Annotated in this window: 18 protein-coding genes; 9 read left to right on the top strand and 9 right to left on the bottom strand. The window is 70.6% G+C overall.

The annotated features are described in order from the left end of the window. Positions 1–54 precede the first annotated feature (54 nt). From ACPWUT_RS11805 to glsA, 6 genes are all read right to left on the bottom strand, one after another. Complete coding sequence (locus tag ACPWUT_RS11805) at positions 55–891, bottom strand: alpha/beta fold hydrolase (RefSeq protein ID WP_425837824.1); 837 nt, start codon at positions 889–891, stop codon at positions 55–57. A gap of 75 nt (positions 892–966) precedes the next feature. Then, on the bottom strand, positions 967–1680 hold the full coding sequence (locus ACPWUT_RS11800; RefSeq protein WP_425837821.1) for an alpha/beta fold hydrolase: 714 nt from the start codon (positions 1678–1680) through the stop codon (positions 967–969). 95 nt (positions 1681–1775) lie between these two features. Next, complete coding sequence (locus ACPWUT_RS11795; RefSeq protein ID WP_425837818.1) at positions 1776–2720, bottom strand: helix-turn-helix transcriptional regulator; 945 nt, start codon at positions 2718–2720, stop codon at positions 1776–1778. Between the two features lie 75 nt (positions 2721–2795). Beyond that, a complete protein-coding gene (locus tag ACPWUT_RS11790) occupies positions 2796–3275 on the bottom strand; it encodes a hypothetical protein (RefSeq protein ID WP_425837815.1) in 480 nt (159 codons plus the stop codon). 117 nt (positions 3276–3392) lie between these two features. Next, positions 3393–5030: an MFS transporter gene (locus ACPWUT_RS11785; protein ID WP_425837812.1), complete on the bottom strand. Its 1638-nt coding sequence runs from the start codon at positions 5028–5030 to the stop codon at positions 3393–3395. Beyond that, positions 5027–6049, bottom strand: coding sequence for a glutaminase A (gene glsA, locus ACPWUT_RS11780; protein ID WP_425842272.1), 1023 nt, complete (start codon positions 6047–6049; stop codon positions 5027–5029). The genes ACPWUT_RS11785 and glsA overlap by 4 nt, the downstream gene beginning before the upstream one ends. Before the next feature lie 96 nt (positions 6050–6145). On the opposite strand from glsA, the gene ACPWUT_RS11775 reads away from it, so the two are divergent. The 3 genes from ACPWUT_RS11775 to ACPWUT_RS11765 all read left to right on the top strand — a co-directional run bounded on the left by ACPWUT_RS11775 (position 6146) and on the right by ACPWUT_RS11765 (position 8725). Beyond that, on the top strand, positions 6146–6832 hold the full coding sequence (locus ACPWUT_RS11775; protein WP_425837809.1) for a DUF1684 domain-containing protein: 687 nt from the start codon (positions 6146–6148) through the stop codon (positions 6830–6832). 632 nt (positions 6833–7464) lie between these two features. Then, positions 7465–8295: an aldo/keto reductase gene (locus ACPWUT_RS11770; RefSeq protein ID WP_425837806.1), complete on the top strand. Its 831-nt coding sequence runs from the start codon at positions 7465–7467 to the stop codon at positions 8293–8295. Between the two features lie 190 nt (positions 8296–8485). After that, positions 8486–8725: a hypothetical protein gene (locus tag ACPWUT_RS11765; RefSeq protein ID WP_284530020.1), complete on the top strand. Its 240-nt coding sequence runs from the start codon at positions 8486–8488 to the stop codon at positions 8723–8725. 63 nt (positions 8726–8788) lie between these two features. Here ACPWUT_RS11765 and ACPWUT_RS11760 read toward each other — a convergent pair whose 3' ends face one another. Continuing rightward, positions 8789–8968 (bottom strand): hypothetical protein, encoded by a 180-nt coding sequence (locus tag ACPWUT_RS11760; RefSeq protein WP_284530019.1) that lies wholly within the window; start codon positions 8966–8968, stop codon positions 8789–8791. Positions 8969–9106: 138 nt separating this feature from the next. Between ACPWUT_RS11760 and ACPWUT_RS11755 the strand changes: the two genes are divergently transcribed. From ACPWUT_RS11755 to ACPWUT_RS11730, 6 genes are all read left to right on the top strand, one after another. Continuing rightward, positions 9107–10834 (top strand): ABC transporter ATP-binding protein, encoded by a 1728-nt coding sequence (locus ACPWUT_RS11755; RefSeq protein WP_425837801.1) that lies wholly within the window; start codon positions 9107–9109, stop codon positions 10832–10834. A gap of 26 nt (positions 10835–10860) precedes the next feature. Continuing rightward, on the top strand, positions 10861–12873 hold the full coding sequence (locus ACPWUT_RS11750) for an ABC transporter ATP-binding protein (RefSeq protein WP_425837797.1): 2013 nt from the start codon (positions 10861–10863) through the stop codon (positions 12871–12873). Continuing rightward, complete coding sequence (locus ACPWUT_RS11745; RefSeq protein WP_425837794.1) at positions 12870–13664, top strand: sulfite exporter TauE/SafE family protein; 795 nt, start codon at positions 12870–12872, stop codon at positions 13662–13664. The genes ACPWUT_RS11750 and ACPWUT_RS11745 overlap by 4 nt, the downstream gene beginning before the upstream one ends. A 79-nt stretch (positions 13665–13743) precedes the next feature. Beyond that, positions 13744–14190: an FAS1-like dehydratase domain-containing protein gene (locus ACPWUT_RS11740; protein WP_284530014.1), complete on the top strand. Its 447-nt coding sequence runs from the start codon at positions 13744–13746 to the stop codon at positions 14188–14190. Further along, complete coding sequence (locus tag ACPWUT_RS11735) at positions 14187–14627, top strand: MaoC/PaaZ C-terminal domain-containing protein (RefSeq protein ID WP_284530012.1); 441 nt, start codon at positions 14187–14189, stop codon at positions 14625–14627. Before ACPWUT_RS11740 ends, ACPWUT_RS11735 begins: the two co-directional genes overlap by 4 nt. Beyond that, positions 14627–15763 (top strand): UDP-N-acetylmuramate dehydrogenase, encoded by a 1137-nt coding sequence (locus tag ACPWUT_RS11730; protein ID WP_425837790.1) that lies wholly within the window; start codon positions 14627–14629, stop codon positions 15761–15763. The genes ACPWUT_RS11735 and ACPWUT_RS11730 overlap by 1 nt, the downstream gene beginning before the upstream one ends. Before the next feature lie 57 nt (positions 15764–15820). Here ACPWUT_RS11730 and ACPWUT_RS11725 read toward each other — a convergent pair whose 3' ends face one another. Beyond that, complete coding sequence (locus ACPWUT_RS11725; RefSeq protein WP_284530009.1) at positions 15821–17038, bottom strand: pyridoxal phosphate-dependent aminotransferase; 1218 nt, start codon at positions 17036–17038, stop codon at positions 15821–15823. 71 nt (positions 17039–17109) lie between these two features. Beyond that, positions 17110–17445, bottom strand: coding sequence for a YciI family protein (locus ACPWUT_RS11720; protein WP_284530007.1), 336 nt, complete (start codon positions 17443–17445; stop codon positions 17110–17112). Positions 17446–17519: the final 74 nt, after the last annotated feature.

Raw genomic sequence — 17519 nt, 5'->3', positions numbered from 1 at the left:
ATCACCCGTCGAACGTGATTCACCGGGCTGCGGCTCGGCCGCAGCCCGGTGAATCTATTGCTGGATGAAGGCCAGGATGTCGGGGTTGATGACGTCGGCGTGGGTGGTCAGCATCCCGTGGGGGAAGCCCTCGTAGATCTTGAGGGTCGAGTTGCTGAGCAGCTTGTGCTGCTTGAGCGCCGCGTCCTCATAGGGCACGACCTGGTCGTCGTCTCCCTGGAGCACGAGCACGGGGACCGTGATCGCCCTCAGGTCCTCGGTCTGGTCGGTCTCGGAGAACGCCTTGATGCCCTCGTAGTGGGCGAGCGCGCTGCCCGTCATGCCCTGTCGCCACCAGTTCGCGACGACGGGCTCCGACAGGGTCGCACCGTCGCGGTTGAAGCCGTAGAACGGGCCGGAGGCCACGGCCTGGAAGAACTCGGCGCGGTTGGCGGCGAGGGCACTGCGGAAACCGTCGAAGACGGAGATCGGGGTGCCCTGGGGGTTGGCGTCGGTCTGCACCATCAGCGGTGGGACGGCGGAGACCAGGACGGCCTTGGCCACGCGCCCCTGCGGCTGCCCGAACTTGGCCACGTACCGAGCGACCTGGCCGCCGCCCGTGGAGTGGCCGATGTGGATCGCGTCGTGAAGGTCGAGATGTTCCACGACGGCCGAGGCGTCGCTCGCGTAGTGGTCCATGTCGTGACCGGTGCCGATCTGCGAGGACCGGCCGTGCCCCCGACGGTCACTCGCGATCACGCGGTAGCCCTTGCCGAGGAAGTAGAGCATCTGGGCGTCCCAGTCGTCCGAGGACAGGGGCCACCCGTGGTGGAACATGATGGGCTGCGCGTCGCGGTCGCCCCAGTCCTTGAAGTAGATCTCGGCGCCGTCGCTGGTGGTGATGTATGCCATGGTCTTGCCTTTCTTGTGCCGCCCGAGGTCTCCCTCGGCGTCACGGGGGAGTGGTGGGGAGTGAGAGGTGAGTGGTCAGCCGAGCTCGGCGATCGCGTCGGTGATCACGGCCGTGACCTCGGCGGGGTGCGATCGCATCACGAGGTGCGGGGCGTCGATCTCGATGACCCCGCGGAGGCCGGCTCGCTGATAGCCGAATCGTTCGACATCGGGGTTGATCGTGCGGTCCGCGCTGGACACGATTCCCCAGCCCGGCTTCGTCTTCCAGGCGGCGACGGGCGCCGGCTCTCCGAACGCGAGCGCGGCGAGAGGCCGCTGCGACACGGCGAGGACTTCTGCGACGTCGCGATCGACCCCGGCGGCGAAGATGTCGGGGAACGCGTCGACGTTCACCGACACGTCGGTTCCGGGCTCGGCCCCCTCGATCGGGAACGGGGTGTAGATGAGGTTGGATGCCAGGTCGGAGTCGGGGAAGCCGCCCTGCAGCTGCCCCAGGCTCTCACCCTCGTCGAGGGCGTATCCCGAGATGTAGACGAGGCCGACGACGTTCTCAGCAGCGCCGGCCACGGTGATCACAGCACCCCCGTAGCTGTGGCCGGCCAGGAGCACCGGCCCGTCGATCTCTTCGACGACGGAGCGGATGTAGGCCGAGTCGCCCAGCAGGCTGCGGTTCGGCACGGCCGGAACGACCACCCGGAAGCCGCGGTCGAGCAGCATCCGGGTCACGGGTGCGAAGCTCGCCGCGTCGGCGAAGGCTCCGTGGACGAGAACGATGGTGGGGGAGGTCATTGCGGGGCATCCCTTCTGAACGGTGGATGCCCGTCACGCTAGAACCCGGCGCCCCGCGGTGTCGTGGCCCTGCGAGTACACGTCACTGCGCTGGGTCAGTCCGTCGCGCGCGGGTGCTCACCGTCGCCACGATCACCGTCTTCGCCAAGACCTCGACGCCCCGATCCGCGGTACTGCGCGAGACGACTGTTCGAGGTGGGGGTCGATGCGCCGGGGGTGGGCAGCTGCGCGGTGCCGTCGAGGAGCGCCGCGCGCAGCTCGACGAGCGCCCGTTCGCCCACGCTTCCCGGAATCCCGTAGCAGACGACCGTGTACAGCCCCGCGTGCGCCTCGAGGATCTGCCACTTCATCTCGACCCAGCCGTGCGCGGGGAAGTAGTTCGGCGCGACGCCCGAGGTCAGCGGCAGCGCCTCATGTTCCCGCCACATCCGTCGGAAGTCGTCGTCCTCGAGCAGCAGGGCGATGATCTGCTGCCACCGGGCGTCCGACGGGTTCCCGTAGTAGCGCACGCGAGATACCGTCGTGCGCGCACCGTCCAGCCACGACGGCAGCTCGCGCAGCTCCGGGGGCGCCTCGAACTGCATCAGCGCGAGGTTGTTGCCCACCTCGACGTATCCAGGGGCGACAGCCCTGATCAGATCGTTCACGACCAGGATGTCCTGGTTGCGGTCGATGATGTACGCCGCCGTATGGTCCCAGTGCGTGATCATCTCGACGAGATCCGGCGGTGGCTCTTCGCCCTGATGAACCTCGTACCGGGCCTCAGAGTCCGGCAGCGCCAACCGCTGCAGGTAGGCCATCCCCGCCCGGTCCAAGCGCAGCGCCCGCGCCAGCGAATTGCAGACCTGCAACGACATCTGATGCCCGCTGCCCTGCTCGAGGCGCCGATAGTATTCGGCGCTGATGCCCGCAAGGCGAGCCACCTCTTCGCGCCGCAGACCGCGCACGCGCCTGTTCGCGTCGACCGGCAGCCCGACGGCCTGCGGTGTCAAGGCCGCACGCCGTGCCCGGAGAAAGCTTGCGAGAGCGCTCTTCTCCACAGGGGATGCGTCTGAAGTCACCGCCACATCATCGCACCACGACCACCGGAGGGCACCCGTCCGTGGGCTGCTCTCTCACCGAGCCGTCGAACGGGTCCGCCTGCGGTGTCCGGCGGCCCAGCGAGCGACGAACGCACCTGAGCGCCCGAGGATGGCGCACGCCGCGCAGACGGCGCCCACGACGATCGACGCCTCCTCGCCTGAGGTCCGCGCGGACGACGACGCCACGGCGCCGAGAATCGCCCCGATGATGAACGCGACCACCCCGAACACCACCACGTGCAGACCGATCGGCCGCACTCGCCGCAGCGCCCGACCCAGAAGCCACGCGATGGGCGCCGCTGCCCAGGTGATGAGGAGCGACACGACCGCGATGGCCGTGAAGAGGAAGCCTTCGAACCCCGGCGCGATGTACGTTCCGGGGCTGTTCATCAGGGCGAGGACCGCACACACGAGCGCTGCCCACGCGAGTGTGACGAACCAGAAGAGGTCGCCTCCCCGGAACGGGTGCACATCGTCGTCAGCCATGTCCTGGCTATGCGGCTTCCCGGTCATGTTGGCCCCACCATAGACGGTGCCATCTCGCGGCGTCGACCACCTTCCGGGGCGACTCGACCTGGCCACGCAGGTCGTCGACCGCGGCGGTTCTCCGGGGCTCTCCGCTCCACGGCGCTATCCGTCGTCCGCGCCGCTCGCGACCGACGCGGGCAGCTCCTCGCGCCGATAGGAGGGAAGGCGGCTGGCGGGGAAGATCGCGACCGCGCTCACCCCGGCGAGGATCAGGAGCCCGAGTCGGAGCGCGCCCAGGCGTGCGGACTCGTTGAGCGCCACGGCGGCGTCGACCTGGGCCGGTGTCGCGTCGGTCTCCGCCAGCACCTCTCGGAGCCGGTCGTTGCTCACGAAGTTGGTGCGGTCGAGGTCGACCTGCGCGACGAGCTCGTCGGGCAGCTCCGGGTGCGCCGCTGTCGCCGCGGCGACGTTGGTGGTGAGGATGCCGACCAGCAGCGCGCCGGCCACGGCCGTGCCGACGGCCGACGCCAGGTTCTGGGTGGTGCCGCGCACGGATCCGACGTCGCCGGCGAGCTCCTTCGGCGACGCGGTGACGAGCACGTTGAAGACGAGGGTGACCAGCGCCCCCTGTCCGACGCCGAAGACGATGAGCCCCAGGATCGTCGGCAGGGTCTCCCAGTTGTTCGTCACGACGAACGCCAGCCAGATGAGGGCGACGGTGGTGAGCGAGAAGGAGAAGACGCCGATGGTGCGAGGGCTGAACCGGCCGTAGAAGCGGACGACCAGGGTCGCCGTGACGAACACGGTCAGGTTGAACGGCAGCATGGCCAGCGACGTGTCGAACGGGGTGCGCCCCTGGACGATCTGGATGTAGAGCGGGACCGTGAAGTTCAGGGCCGCCTCGAGCGCGACGACCGTGAACATCGCGTAGATCGCGGCGCGCTCCTGGCTGGAGCCGAACACGGTCAGCGACACCAGGGGGACCTTGCCTGCGCGCGTCCGCCGGCGCGTCCAGAGGAAGAACGACTGGACGAAGAGAACGCCGACGATCACGAGGACCGGAGCGGGGGAGAGGCCGACGATGTCGAACGGCGCATCGGGGCGCGCGTGCAGGAGCCCCCATCGGTTGAGGTTGTTGACGCCGAGCGTCAGGCTGACGATGCCGGCCCCGATGAGGAGAGCGGCCGCGACGTCGATCTTCACAGCGGGGTTGCCCGGGGCCGACCTCAGCCGCGAGCTGAATCCGAGCACGGCGAGAGCGAGCACGAGCACGATGCCGAACACGGGACGCCAGCCGACGAGGGTGGCCAGCGTGCCGCCGACGAGGAACGCCGTCACGCCGGCGATCGCCCGGGCGGATCCGAGCGCGCCGATGGCGGTCGCCTGCTGCGGGCCGCGGTAGTTCTCTGCGATCAGCGCGACGAGCGACGGCACGATGATGGCGGCGGCGGCGCCCGCGAGCGCCTGGGCGAAGATCACCCATCCCACCCCCGGGGCGAGGATCATCGTCAGCGCCGACGCGGCGAAGACGACGACCACGATGCGGAAGACGAGCACCCATCCGACCCGCTGGCCGATCTTCGCGCCGACCATGACCAGAGCGGCGACGACGAGTCCGTACGTGACGATGGCGGTGCTGACGTCGGTGGGCGGCACGCCGAAGTCGTCCACCATGCCGCCGAGCGACACGGGCAGCGCGGACACGTTGAACGACATGAGCACCTGTGCGAGGAAGAGGCCCACCATCGGCGTCCACGACGCGCGGATGCCGGTGTCCTCCGGGGTGCGGGTGTCGGTCATGGGGCGACCTCCGGAACGGGTGGAGCGGTGCGCGGGGTGGAGGCGAAGACGTTCAGCCCCAGGGTGCGCGACAGGTGGGCTGCGGCGATCTGGCCGCGGACGCTGTTGCCGGCGGTGTCCAGGCGCGGTGCGTACGAGCCGACGGCGCCCTTGCCCGGGGCGATCGTGACGAGCCCTCCCGCCACACCGGACTTGCCGGGGAGGCCGATCTCGAACAGCCACTCCCCGGATCTCTCGTAGAGTCCGCTCGCGGCGAGGACGGCGAGGGTGTCGCGGGCGACCTCGGCGCCGACCACGCGCTCGCCGGTGACCGGGTTGACGCCCCCGTCGGCGAGGGTCGCACCCATGACGGCCAGGTCGTGGGCGTCCACGAGCAGCGCGCACTGCCTGGTGTAGACCTCCACGACGCCGTCGGGATCGTGGCGGATGCGCCCGTAGCTCTCCAGCAGGCGGGCGATGGCGCGATTGCGCTGGTTGGTCGCGGACTCCGAGGAGAACACGACCTCATCCACGTCGAGCGTGCGGCCGGCGAAGGCCGACAGGCCCCGGTGGATGGTCTCCCACCGCTCGTCGGGCGAGTCTCCGGGGATGAGCGCGGTCGTGGCGAGCGCGCCGGCGTTGACCATCGGGTTCATCGGATGTCCGTCGTTCAGCTCGATCGCCACCACGGAGTTGAACGGGAGGCCCGTGTTGTTCACGCCGACGGTCGCCAGCGCCTGCTCGTGGCCGACGGCGTCGCAGAGGAGCGCGTAGACGAAGGCCTTGGAGATCGACTGGATCGAGAACTCGACGCGGCTGTCGCCGATGTCGTGCACGGAGCCGGTGACATCGACCAGGCTGAGGCCGAACGCCTCGGGATCCGCCTCGGCGAGGACGGGGATGTAGTCGGCGACGGCGCCCTCTCGGTGGGCGAGGGCGTGGTCGTAGGCTGCCCGGAGCGCCAGGGACACGCCGTCGCGCGGCGGCAGCGTCCCCGTGTGCGAGGCCTGTGCGACTCCGGCGACGTCCAGTTCCACCAGCGGCCTCCTTCGGTGCTGCTGGGGCACAGCATGGCACAGGACCGCCCGCGCTGCGACGGCCCCGCCACGAGGCTGCGCGGCGCCTACGCTGGTGCGATGACCGACCTCCCCTCCCCGCTTCCCCCGGCAGCACGGTCCGCGCGCGAGGTCGCCGACTGGCGCCGCCGGGTCTTCGACCTGTACGCGCGCGTGCGCGCGACGGCAGATCCCGCCGCGGGGCACCGGATCTGGCGTCGTGGTCGCGACGAGCTCATGGCGCGGCACCCGGCGACGCCGCTGCTCCCCGCCGACCGCGAGCACTTCAGAGAATTGCCGGTCGCACCGTACGATCCGGCCTGGCGATTCGAGCTGCCGCTCCGCGAGGCGGAGCCCGAGACGTTCGCGTTCACGTCCGGCACCGACGGCGTCGTGACCTTCGAGCGGGTCGCGCGCGTGGAGGTGCCCGGCGCCGGTCCGCTCGACGTCTGGCGGCTGACGTCGTACGGCGGGGGCCTGTTCATCCCGGTGCGCGACCGGCTCGCCGGCCGGCCGGGGGGCACGTACGGCGGCGGGCGCTACCTCGTGGACACGATCAAGGGAGCCGACCTGGGGCCCGCGCTGGCGACGGAGGAGACGGATGCGGGCGTCGGCATGGACGGCGCCGGCCGCATCGTGCTCGACTTCAACTTCGCCTACAACCCGTCGTGCGCGTACGACCCCGCGTGGGCGTGTCCGCTGGCGCCGGCCGGCAACGTCCTGCCGGTCGAGGTCCCCGTGGGGGAGCGGTACGGCGCGGGGGTGTGACAGAGCCCCCACCGATGGCCCCGACGATGTCCCCCAACCCGTCGGGGCCACCGCGCGAGCGAGGCGGGCACACGGTGGCCAACCGGACCCTTTTTCCACCCAGAGGGCCGCTCACGCTACACCAGGAGAACGTATGCGGGTACCGCTCGCCCGCCGAGGGCGTTGACGGGGCCCGCCGAGCTTGATATGCGCCGACGGCCATACGACCCACCTACGGCGACACGCCCGAGGCTGCAAGGGCGGGCGCGAGACCACCTGCTGCCCTAGCCTGGCCGTGCGGGTTCACTTCATCGCAGATGACACTCCCCCCGTGTCCTTGGAGTCCCCAGCTCCGCGCGACGTACCCGCCGGAGCCCTCTCGGCCTCACGGCCTCGAGAGGGCTCTGTCGCGCGCGAGCACCGGCGAGACGGCGACGCGTTCGCTAGATCTGATGAGAGACCTCTCATTCCGCGTGATGAAAGCGGGGAATCGCCGTCTCCCTATTCAGGCGTCCTCTTGTTCGGCTGACGCCCACGGCCTGGGGCCGACCGCGATCCGGGGGGAGGCGGAAAGGCCCCAGGCCACTGATCCCGCCGCGCACCGCGCGCCGTCCCGTGATGCCGACGCCCCCAGAAGGTGTCAGGCTGGGGGGATGAGCATTCCCGACATCACCCTCAACGACGGCCACACGATCCCTCAGCTCGGCTTCGGCGTCTTCAAGGTCGACCCCGGCGAGACGGAGCGCATCGTCAGCGACGCCCTCGAGGCCGGGTACCGCCACATCGACACTGCGGCGGTCTACCGCAACGAGGAGGGCGTGGGCCGCGCCATCGCCGCCAGCGGGATCCCGCGCGACGAGCTGTTCGTGACGACCAAGCTCTGGAACTCGGAGCAGGGCACCGACTCGACGCGCGCCGCGCTGGCGACGAGCCTCGAGACGCTGGGCCTCGATCACGTCGACCTCTACCTGATCCACTGGCCGCGTCCCGATCTCGACCGCTACGTGGCGTCGTGGCAGACCCTCGAGGAGCTGCGCGGCGAGGGCCTCACGCGCTCGATCGGCGTCTCCAACTTCCACCGCCCGCACCTGGAGCGCCTGCTCGCCGAGACAGACACCGTGCCGGCCGTGAACCAGATCGAGCTCCACCCGGCGTTCGCCCAGCGGGAGCTGCGGGCGTTCGGCGAGGGTCACGGCATCCGCACCGAGGCCTGGGGCCCGCTCGGGCAGGGCAAGTACGACCTCTTCGGCGAGCAGGCGGTGCAGGCTGCCGCGTCGGCGCACGGCGCGACGCCGGCGCAGGTCGTCATCCGCTGGCACCTGCAGCACGGCATCATCGTTTTCCCCAAGTCGTCGACCCGCGAGCGCATCGCGGAGAACATCGATGTCTTCGGCTTCGAGCTGACCGCCGACGAGATGGCGGCGATCGATGCGCTCGACCGTGGCCTGCGCGTGGGCGCCGACCCGGACACCGCCACGTTCTGACCGGGAACTGAGCAACCGCCGAGCCCACACGCTGCAGCCGAACCGACACGGTTCGTGCGCTCGCAGCGTGTGGGCTCGGCGCTTTCGTGTCGGCTCGCGAAACTGCTCGCACTTGCCGCCGGGGCCCGGGGACTGATATTCCTGAGGGGACGGGATGGGGGTCCCGTGCATCGATCACTGGGGGGATTCGATGAGCGACGTCATTCTGGTGCCGGCAGTCTTCCGCTGCCCGGACCACGACAACCACGAACTGCTGACCGCGCGCGTGCGCGAGCAGGTCGACCGCGAGGCGGCCTGGTTCGGCGAGCGGACGTCGGAGGTGTTCCGCGTCTCGGTCGTGTGCCCGGGCTCGGCACACGCCCCGGCGCCGCATCGCCGCGTCTACGACGGCACCTGGACGCGCGCGGCCGTGGCCGCCCGCGTCGCCTGATCCGGGGAGACGAGAAGGCCGCGTCGGTCGCGTTCGCGGCCGGCCGACGAGACCGCGGCGTCGTCAGGGCGTCGGGTCGATGATCAGCGTGCGCGTGGGTCCCGGCGTCGGGGTCGGGCCGCCGCCGGAGGCGACGCTCCACACACCGCCGACGATCGCGACGATCGCGACGGCGATCGCGAAGATCTGCCAGCGCTGCCATTCGCGGCGCGGTCGTGCGGGGCGGCGCGGGTCGTTCGTCACGCGCCGAGTCTAGACGGGGCGGCCACGCGACCCGCCTCGCGTCGCGCTGTCAGCGAACGCCCGCCCACGGGCCGGAGCGACGTCGGGGGCCGGCGTTAGCATGAACCGTTCGCCGCTGTCCGACTTCGGAGGTCCTGCATGCTCGGCAAGCTCTTGGTGCGCTACCTGACGAAGTACAAGTGGTGGCTGACGGGAGTGCTGGTCTTCCAGTTCGCGTCGGCGATGGCCTCGCTGTACCTCCCTCGGCTGAACGCCGACATCATCGACAACGGCGTCGCCGCCGGCGACACCGCCTACATCTGGTCGCACGGCATGCTCATGCTCGGGGTGGCGCTCGGTCAGATCGTCGCCTCCGTCATCGCCACCTACTTCGCCGCACGTGCGGCGATGAGCGCGGGCCGCGACATCCGCCGCGACGTCTACCAGAAGGTCAGCGGCTTCTCGGAGCGCGAGGTCTCCCGCTTCGGCGCGGGCACCCTGATCACCCGCAACACCAACGACGTCCAGCAGGTCCAGATGCTCGCCATGATGGGGGCGACCATGCTCGTGACCGCCCCGCTGCTTGCGGTGGGCGGCATCATCATGGCGCTCCAGCAGGATGTCGGACTGAGCTGGCTCATCGGCGTCGCCGTGCCCGTGCTGCTCGTGGTGGCGGGTCTCATCATCAGCCGCATGGTCCCGCTGTTCCGGCAGTACCAGCAGAAGCTCGACGCCGTGAACCGGATCATGCGCGAGCAGCTCACCGGCGTGCGCGTCGTGCGCGCGTTCGTCCGCGAGCGCATCGAGGAGGAGCGCTTCCGCGTCGCCAACACCGACATCATGATCGTCGGCCGCAAGGTCGGCTCGCTGTTCGTGCTGATGTTCCCCCTCGCCATGCTGGTGCTGAACGTCACCGTCGTCGGCGTGATCTGGTTCGGCGGCATCCAGGTCGATCAGGGCAACGTGCAGATCGGCACGCTGTTCGCCTTCATGCAGTACGTCGGCCAGATCCTCATGGGCGTGCTGATGGCGACGTTCATGACGATCATGATCCCGCGTGCGGCGGTCTCGGCGGACCGGATCGGCGAGGTGCTCGACTCCGACGACCAGCTGACGCGGCCGGCCCAGCCGGTGTCGGTGTTCCCGGCGCCGGGAACGGTCGAGTTCGACGACGTGTCCTTCACCTATCCGGGCGCGGAGTCGCCGGTGCTCGAGGGACTGAGCTTCCGTGCCGAGCCGGGCGAGACCCTGGCGATCGTCGGCTCCACCGGATCGGGCAAGACCACTCTCGTGTCGCTGATCCCGCGGCTGTTCGACGTCACCGGCGGCAGCGTGCGCGTCGCGGGAGTCGACGTGCGCGACGCCGATCTCGACCTCCTGTGGCGCGGCATCGGCTACGTCCCGCAGCGGGCCTTCCTCTTCACCGGCACGGTCGCCTCGAACCTGCGGTTCGGGCGCGAGGACGCCACTGACGAGGAGCTGTGGGCCGCTCTCGAGATCGCACAGGGCAAGGACTTCGTCGAGGAGATGGAGGGCGGCCTCGACGCCCGCATCTCGCAGGGCGGCACCAACGTCTCCGGCGGTCAGCGGCAGCGGCTCGCCATCGCCCGCGCCATCGTGCATCAGCCCGACATCCTCGTCTTCGACGACTCGTTCTCGGCCCTCGACGTCTCCACCGACGCCAGGCTCAGGCAGGCGCTCTGGCGCGCGCTGCCCGGGGTGACGAAGATCGTCGTCGCCCAGCGGATCTCGACCGTGACCGGCGCCGACCGCATCGTCGTCCTCGACGACGGCCGGGTGGTCGGCCTCGGCACGCACGACGAGCTGCTGGCGGGCAACGACACGTACCGCGAGATCGTCGAGTCGCAGCTGGGGGTGGACGCATGAGCGGCACGGGGTCGGATGAGAAGACCATGACCGAGGAGGAGCGCCTCGACCTGGAGCGCGCCGAGCAGGCGCGACTGAACTCCGGAGACTGGGACTCGGTCGCGCCGGGCAAGGCCGCCGACTTCGGCAAGAGCTTCGCCCGGATGATCGGGCTGCTCGGCCCGCACAAGTGGGCCTTCGTCTTCGTGTCGATCATGGGGGCGATCGGCGTCGTGCTCGCCGTCATCGCGCCGAAGGTGCTCGGCGAGGCCACGAACCTCATCTTCGAGGGCGTGATGTCGAGGTCGCTCGCCGAGTTCTTCCCGGCCGGCGCGACGCAGGCCGAGGTCGTCGCCGCGCTCCGCTCGTCCGGGCAGACCGATCAAGCCAACATGGTCGCGGCCATGCAGGACTTCCGGGTCGGCGCGGGCGTCGACTTCGATCAGCTGCGCTGGGTGGTCGTCGCCGTCCTCGCGATCTACGTCGTCTCGGCGGTGCTGACCTGGCTCCAGGGTTACGTGATCAACGTGATCATGGTGCGGTCGATGTGGCGCCTGCGCGAAGAGGTCGAGGCGAAGATCAACCGCCTGCCGCTCGCGTACTTCGACCGCGTGCAGCGCGGCGAGCTCATCTCGCGCGTCACCAACGACATCGACAACATCACGCAGACGATGCAGCAGGCGCTGTCGACGGCCGTGACGAACATCCTCACCGTCGTCGGCGTGCTCGTCATGATGTTCTCCATCTCGTGGCAGCTCGCGATCGTCGCGCTGATCGCGCTGCCGCTCATGGCCGTGGTCTTCGGCGTGATCGGCCCGCGCTCCCAGAAGGCGTTCGCCACCCAGTGGCAGAAGGTGGGGCGCCTGAACGCCCGCGTCGAGGAGTCCTTCTCCGGCCACGCCCTCGTGCGCGTCTACGGTCGTGAGGAGGACTCGCGCGAGAAGTTCCAGGACGAGAACGAGGAGCTGTACCAGGCCTCGTTCAAGGCGCAGTTCCTCTCGGGCCTCATGATGCCGTCGATGATGTTCATCGGCAGCCTCACCTATGTCGGCATCGCCGTGCTCGGCGGGCTCATGGTGGCATCGGGTCAGCTGCGTCTCGGCGACGTCCAGGCCTTCATCCAGTACTCGCAGCAGTTCACCCAGCCGCTGTCCGAGCTCGGCGGCATGGCCGCCGTCGTGCAGTCCGGCACCGCCTCGGCGGAGCGGGTCTTCGAGCTGCTCGATGAGCCGGAGCAGGAGGCGGACGACGCCGACGCGTCCGCCATCGTCGACGGGCGGGGCGTCATCGAGTTCGAGCACGTGGCGTTCTCGTACTCGCCCGACAAGCCGCTCATCCGCGACCTGTCATTCCGGGTGGAGCCGGGGCAGACCGTCGCGATCGTGGGACCGACAGGGGCGGGCAAGACCACCCTGGTGAACCTGCTGATGCGCTTCTACGAGCTCGACGGCGGACGGATCCTGCTCGACGGCCAGGACATCGCCGAGCTCGCGCGCGACGACGTCCGCTCGCGCACCGGCATGGTGCTGCAGGATCCGTGGCTGTTCGCCGGAACGATCCGCGAGAACATCCGCTACGGCAACGAGGGCGCCACCGACGACGAGATCGTCGACGCCGCCGTCGCGACCCGGGTGGACCGCTTCGTCCACTCCCTCCCCGACGGCTACGACACCGTCCTCGACGAGGACGCCGCGAACGTCTCGGCAGGCGAGAAGCAGCTCATCACGATCGCGCGCGCCTTCGTGGCGCAGCCCGCCGTCCTCATCCTCGACGAGGCGACGAGCTCGGTCGACACCCGCACCGAGCTGCTCCTGCAGCATGCGATGTCGGCACTGCGCGAGGGACGCACGTCGTTCGTGATCGCCCACCGGCTCTCGACCATCCGCGACGCCGACCTCATCCTCGTGATGGAGCACGGCGACATCGTCGAGAAGGGCAGCCACGACGAGCTGATCGCCGCCCAGGGAGCGTACTGGCGCCTGTACCGCTCGCAGTTCGAGAAGGCGGCGGCCGAAGAGCCCGCCGCGGTCGAGCCTCAGGAGCCGGAGCCCGCGGCGTGACGGCGCGGGACGCCGCGCGCGGTCCGCGCTACGTCGTCGCCTGCCTGGGCATCGGCCTGCTCGCCGGACTCCTGTCGGGTCTGTTCGGCGTGGGCGGCGGCACCGTCATCGTGCCGCTGCTGCTCCTCTTCCTCCACTTCGACCAGCGCCTCGCCGCCGGCACGTCGCTGGCCGCGATCGTGCCGACGGCGTCCGTCGGCGTCGTGTCCTACGCCGTGCACGGCTCGGTCGCGTGGATCCCGGCGCTGATCCTCGCCGTGGGAGCGGTGGTCGGGGCCCAGCTCGGCACCTGGCTGCTGGCGCGTCTCCCGCAGAACGCGCTCCGCTGGGGGTTCATCGGCTTCCTCCTGGTCGTCATCGTCATGCTGTTCATCGTCGTGCCGTCCCGCGACGCCGAGCTGGAGCTCACCGTGCTCACCGGCCTCGGCCTCGGCGGCCTCGGGGTGTTCACCGGCATCATGGCCGGGCTCCTGGGCGTCGGCGGCGGCGTGATCGTGGTGCCCGCGCTCATGTTCCTGTTCGGCACGAGCGACCTCGTCGCCAAGGGCACGTCGCTGCTGATGATGATCCCGACCGCGGTGTCGGGCACGCTCGGCAACCTGCGTCGCCGCAACGTCGACCTCGTGGCGGCCGCGCTCATCGGGGTGGCGGCGTGCACGACGACCGCGCTCGGTGCGTGGCTGGCGACCCTCCTCGACCCGCTCACGTCGAACATCCTCTTCGCCGGCTTCCTCGCCTTCATCGCGGTGCAGCTGAGCGTCCGCGCCTGGCGTGCCCGCTCGGCGCGGTGACGGCTCGCACCGCGTGTGCACCGGGCTTTGTCCGGTCGCCCCGCCCCGTCGCCGCGGGTGGCCTCGGTAGGATTGCACGGTGTCCGTGAACCCTGAGCTCGTCGGTCGAGACTTCCCGCCGACTCCGCCGTACCTCGTCGGCCGCGAGAAGGTGCGCGAGTTCGCGCGCGCCGTGTTCGCCACCGACCCGCAGCACACCGACCCCGCCGCCGCGCAGCGGCTCGGCTACTCCGACGTGGTCGCGCCGCCCACCTTCGCGATGGTGATCCAGGACCTGACGCTCCAGCAGCTCCTGAGCGAGCCCGACTCCGGGATCGCGCTCGAGCGCACCGTGCACGCCGAGCAGCGGTTCCGCTACACGCGTCCCATCGTCGCGGGCGACGAGCTGACCGCGCGGCTGCAGGTGACCGGCGTGCGACCTTTCGGCAAGGGGGCCATGGTCACCAGCGAAGCCGAGATCACCGACGCCGGCGGATCCCACGTGGTCACCGCCGTGTCGGTGCTGCTGATCGGAGGCGAGGAATGAGCTCTTCGGCGAATGCGGACGACCGCACGGCGGCCGCCATCGAGGTCGGCACGGTCGTCGCCGAGCGCACCGTCCACCTGACGCGCGAATCGCTCGTGCGGTACGCCGGGGCCTCGGGCGACTTCAACCCGATCCACTACCGCGACGACGTCGCCGAGCGCGTCGGCCTTCCCGGCGTCCTGGCGCACGGCATGCTCACCATGGGGCTGGCGGTCGAGACGATCGTCGAGTGGCTCGGAGACAGCGGGCGCATCCTCGAGTACGGCGTGCGCTTCACCCGTCCGGTCGTCGTCGACGCCGAAGACGGCGCGGAGCTGACCGTCGTGGCCAAGGTCGGCGCGATCGACGACGCCTCCCTGCGCGTCGACCTCACCGTCTCGCACGGCGACACCGTCGTCCTGGGCAAGGCGCAGGTCCGCGTGCGCGCGGACGCCTGATGACCGAGATCACACCGCTGCCGCTGTCGCAGCTCACCACGCTGCGCACCGGCGCGGCCCCCCGCCGGATGGTCGAGGCGCGCACCCGCGACGAGCTCGTCGCGGAGCTGCGCGACGTCTGGGCGACCGGCGAGCCGTGGCTCGTGGTCGGCGGCGGATCGAACCTGCTCGTCGGGGACGAGCCGTTCGACGGCACGGTCGTCGTCGTGCGGACCGAGGGCCTCGAGCGCCTCCCGTCGCCCCGCCAGGGGTTCGCGCGCGTCCGGGCCGAAGCCGGGCACGGCTGGGACGAGCTCGTCGCCTTCACCGTCGCCGAGGGGCTGCAGGGCATCGAGGCGATGTCGGGCATCCCGGGCACCGCCGGGGCGGCCCCCGTGCAGAACATCGGAGCGTACGGCCAGGAGCTCATCCAGACCCTCGTCGAGGTCGAGCTCCTCGACCATGCGACCGGCGACGTGTCTGTCGTGCCGGCCGCCGAGCTCGAGCTCGGCTTCCGCACGTCCGTGCTCAAGGCCCACTACGGCGCGGTCGCGCGACGTGACGCCGTGATCCTCTCGATCACCCTCGAGCTCGCCGAGGCAGGCCATGGCGAGATCCCCGTGCGGGGTGCCCAGCTGCGTCACTCCCTCGGGCTCGATGCCTCGGCGTCGGCCTCGCTCGCGTGGCTGCGCGACACCGTGCTCGCCACACGCGCCCGCAAAGGCATGGTGCTCGACGACGCCGACCCCGACACCTACAGCGCGGGCTCGTTCTTCCAGAACGCGATCGTCACCGCGGCCTTCGCCCGGACGCTGCCCGCCGCGTGCCCGCGATGGCCGGTCTCGGTCGACCTCGACCCCGTGACGGTGATCCCGCTCGACGTCTTCGACGGGATCGTGCCGGCGCCGGTCGCGCACGAGCCGGACGTCAAGGTCAGCGCCGCCTGGCTCATCGAGCACGCGGGGCTGCGCAAGGGGTTCTCGCTCCCGCGATCACGCGCGGGACTGTCGACCAAGCACGCTCTCGCGCTGACCAACCGCGGCGGCGCGACCGCGGGAGAGCTCGCCGAGCTGGCCCGCTTCATCCGCGGCCGGGTGCAGTCCGAGTTCGGGCTCATGCTCCAGCCCGAACCCGTGCTCGTCGGCGTCGAGATCTGACCCGCACCCCGGCGAAACGACACGGCCGGGGCGCGGCGCCGTGGGGCGCGCGACCTCTCAGCCGAAGAGCTTCTGCAGGCGCTGCACGCCCTCCAGGAGCGCGTCGTCGCCGAGCGCGTACGACAGGCGCAGGTAGCCGCTCGGGCCGAACGCCTCACCGGGCACGACCGCGACCTCGGCCTGCTCGAGGATGAGGTCGGCGAGCTCGAGCGACGTCGAGACGGTCGTGCCGTGCCAGTCGCGTCCCAGCAGTCCGCGCACGTCCGGGTACACGTAGAAGGCGCCGAGCGGGTTCGGCACGGTGACGCCAGGGATCTTCGCGAGCTCCGAGACGATGAGGCGGCGGCGCCGGTCGAACGCCTGGCGCATCTCCTCGGCCTCCGTCTGGGGGCCGGTGAGGGCGGCCAGGGCCGCGCGCTGGGCCACGTTGTTGACGTTGGAGCTGAGGTGCGACTGGAGGTTGCCGGCGACCTTGATCGCGGCCGCCGGTCCCACCATCCAGCCCACACGCCATCCGGTCATCGCGTAGGTCTTCGCGACGCCGTTGACGAGGATCGTCTGGCCGGCGAGCTCGGGGACGGCCTCGACGATCGACACCGCTCGGGCGCCCTCGTACACGAGGTTCTGGTAGATCTCGTCGCTGATCACCCAGATGCCGTGCTCGAGGGCCCACTGGCCGATGGCGCGGGTCTCCTCGGGCGTGTAGACCGATCCCGTCGGGTTGGAGGGCGACACGAACACGAGCACGGTGGTGCGCTCGGTGCGCGCCGCCTCCAGCTGCTCGACGGTCACCTTGTAGTCCTGGTCGGCACCCGCGAACACCTCCACCGGCACGCCGTCGGCCAGCGCGATCGCCTCGGGGTAGGTGGTCCAGTACGGGGCGGGCAGCAGCACTTCGTCACCCGGGTTCACGACGGCCTGGAACGCCTGGTAGACGGCCTGCTTGCCGCCGTTGGTGACGATCACCTGGGCGGCGGAGACCTCGAGGCCCGAGTCGCGCAGCGTCTTGGCGGCGATGGCCTCGCGCAGCACCGGCAGACCGGCGGCGGGGGTGTAGCGGAAGTTGGCGGGGTCGTGCAGCGCCTCGGCGGCGGCGTCGACGATGAACTGCGGGGTCGCGAAGTCGGGCTCGCCGGCGGCGTAGGAGATCACGGGGCGCCCCGCGGCCTGCAGGGCCTTGGCCTTGGCGTCGACCTTGAGGGTCGCCGACTCGGCGATGGCGCTGAGCTTCGCGGAGACGCGGGGAGTGCGGGGCAGGGGAGCGCGTTCGGTCACGCTACGAGCGTAGCCGGGACGCGCTCCCCGCGGTCACCCGCAGGTGCCGGATGATCGGCGCCGGAGGAGCGTCAGAGGTCCAGGGGCCAGGCGGGGTGGAGCTGGATCACGCCGCCTGCGGCCATGGGGTGACGGGAGGCGAGCTCGATCGCCTCGTCGAGGCTCTCGCACTCGAGGACGTCGAAGCCGCCGATGAGCTCGTACGCCTCGGCGAAGGGGCCGTCGCTGACGATCACCTCGCCCCGGCGGCGGCGGATCGTCTTGGCCTCGGCTGCCGGCCGCAGGCGATCGCCCTCGACGGCGCGGCCGGTGCCATAGGTCTCGCCCGCCCATTCCTCGATCGTGATCGGTGTCTCTTCGGCCTCGGCGAGGTCGGGGTCGGTGAGGACCAGCATGAGATAGCGCATCGTCGTTTCCTTTCCGTCGTGAGCGACGTTACGTGAACACGTCGAACGGCCGCGGAAGGGATCGACATCCCGCG

This window comes from Microbacterium sp. PA5, assembly GCF_049860775.1.
Lineage (GTDB): Bacteria > Actinomycetota > Actinomycetes > Actinomycetales > Microbacteriaceae > Microbacterium.
This window is presented reverse-complemented; position numbering and strand designations above follow the sequence as displayed.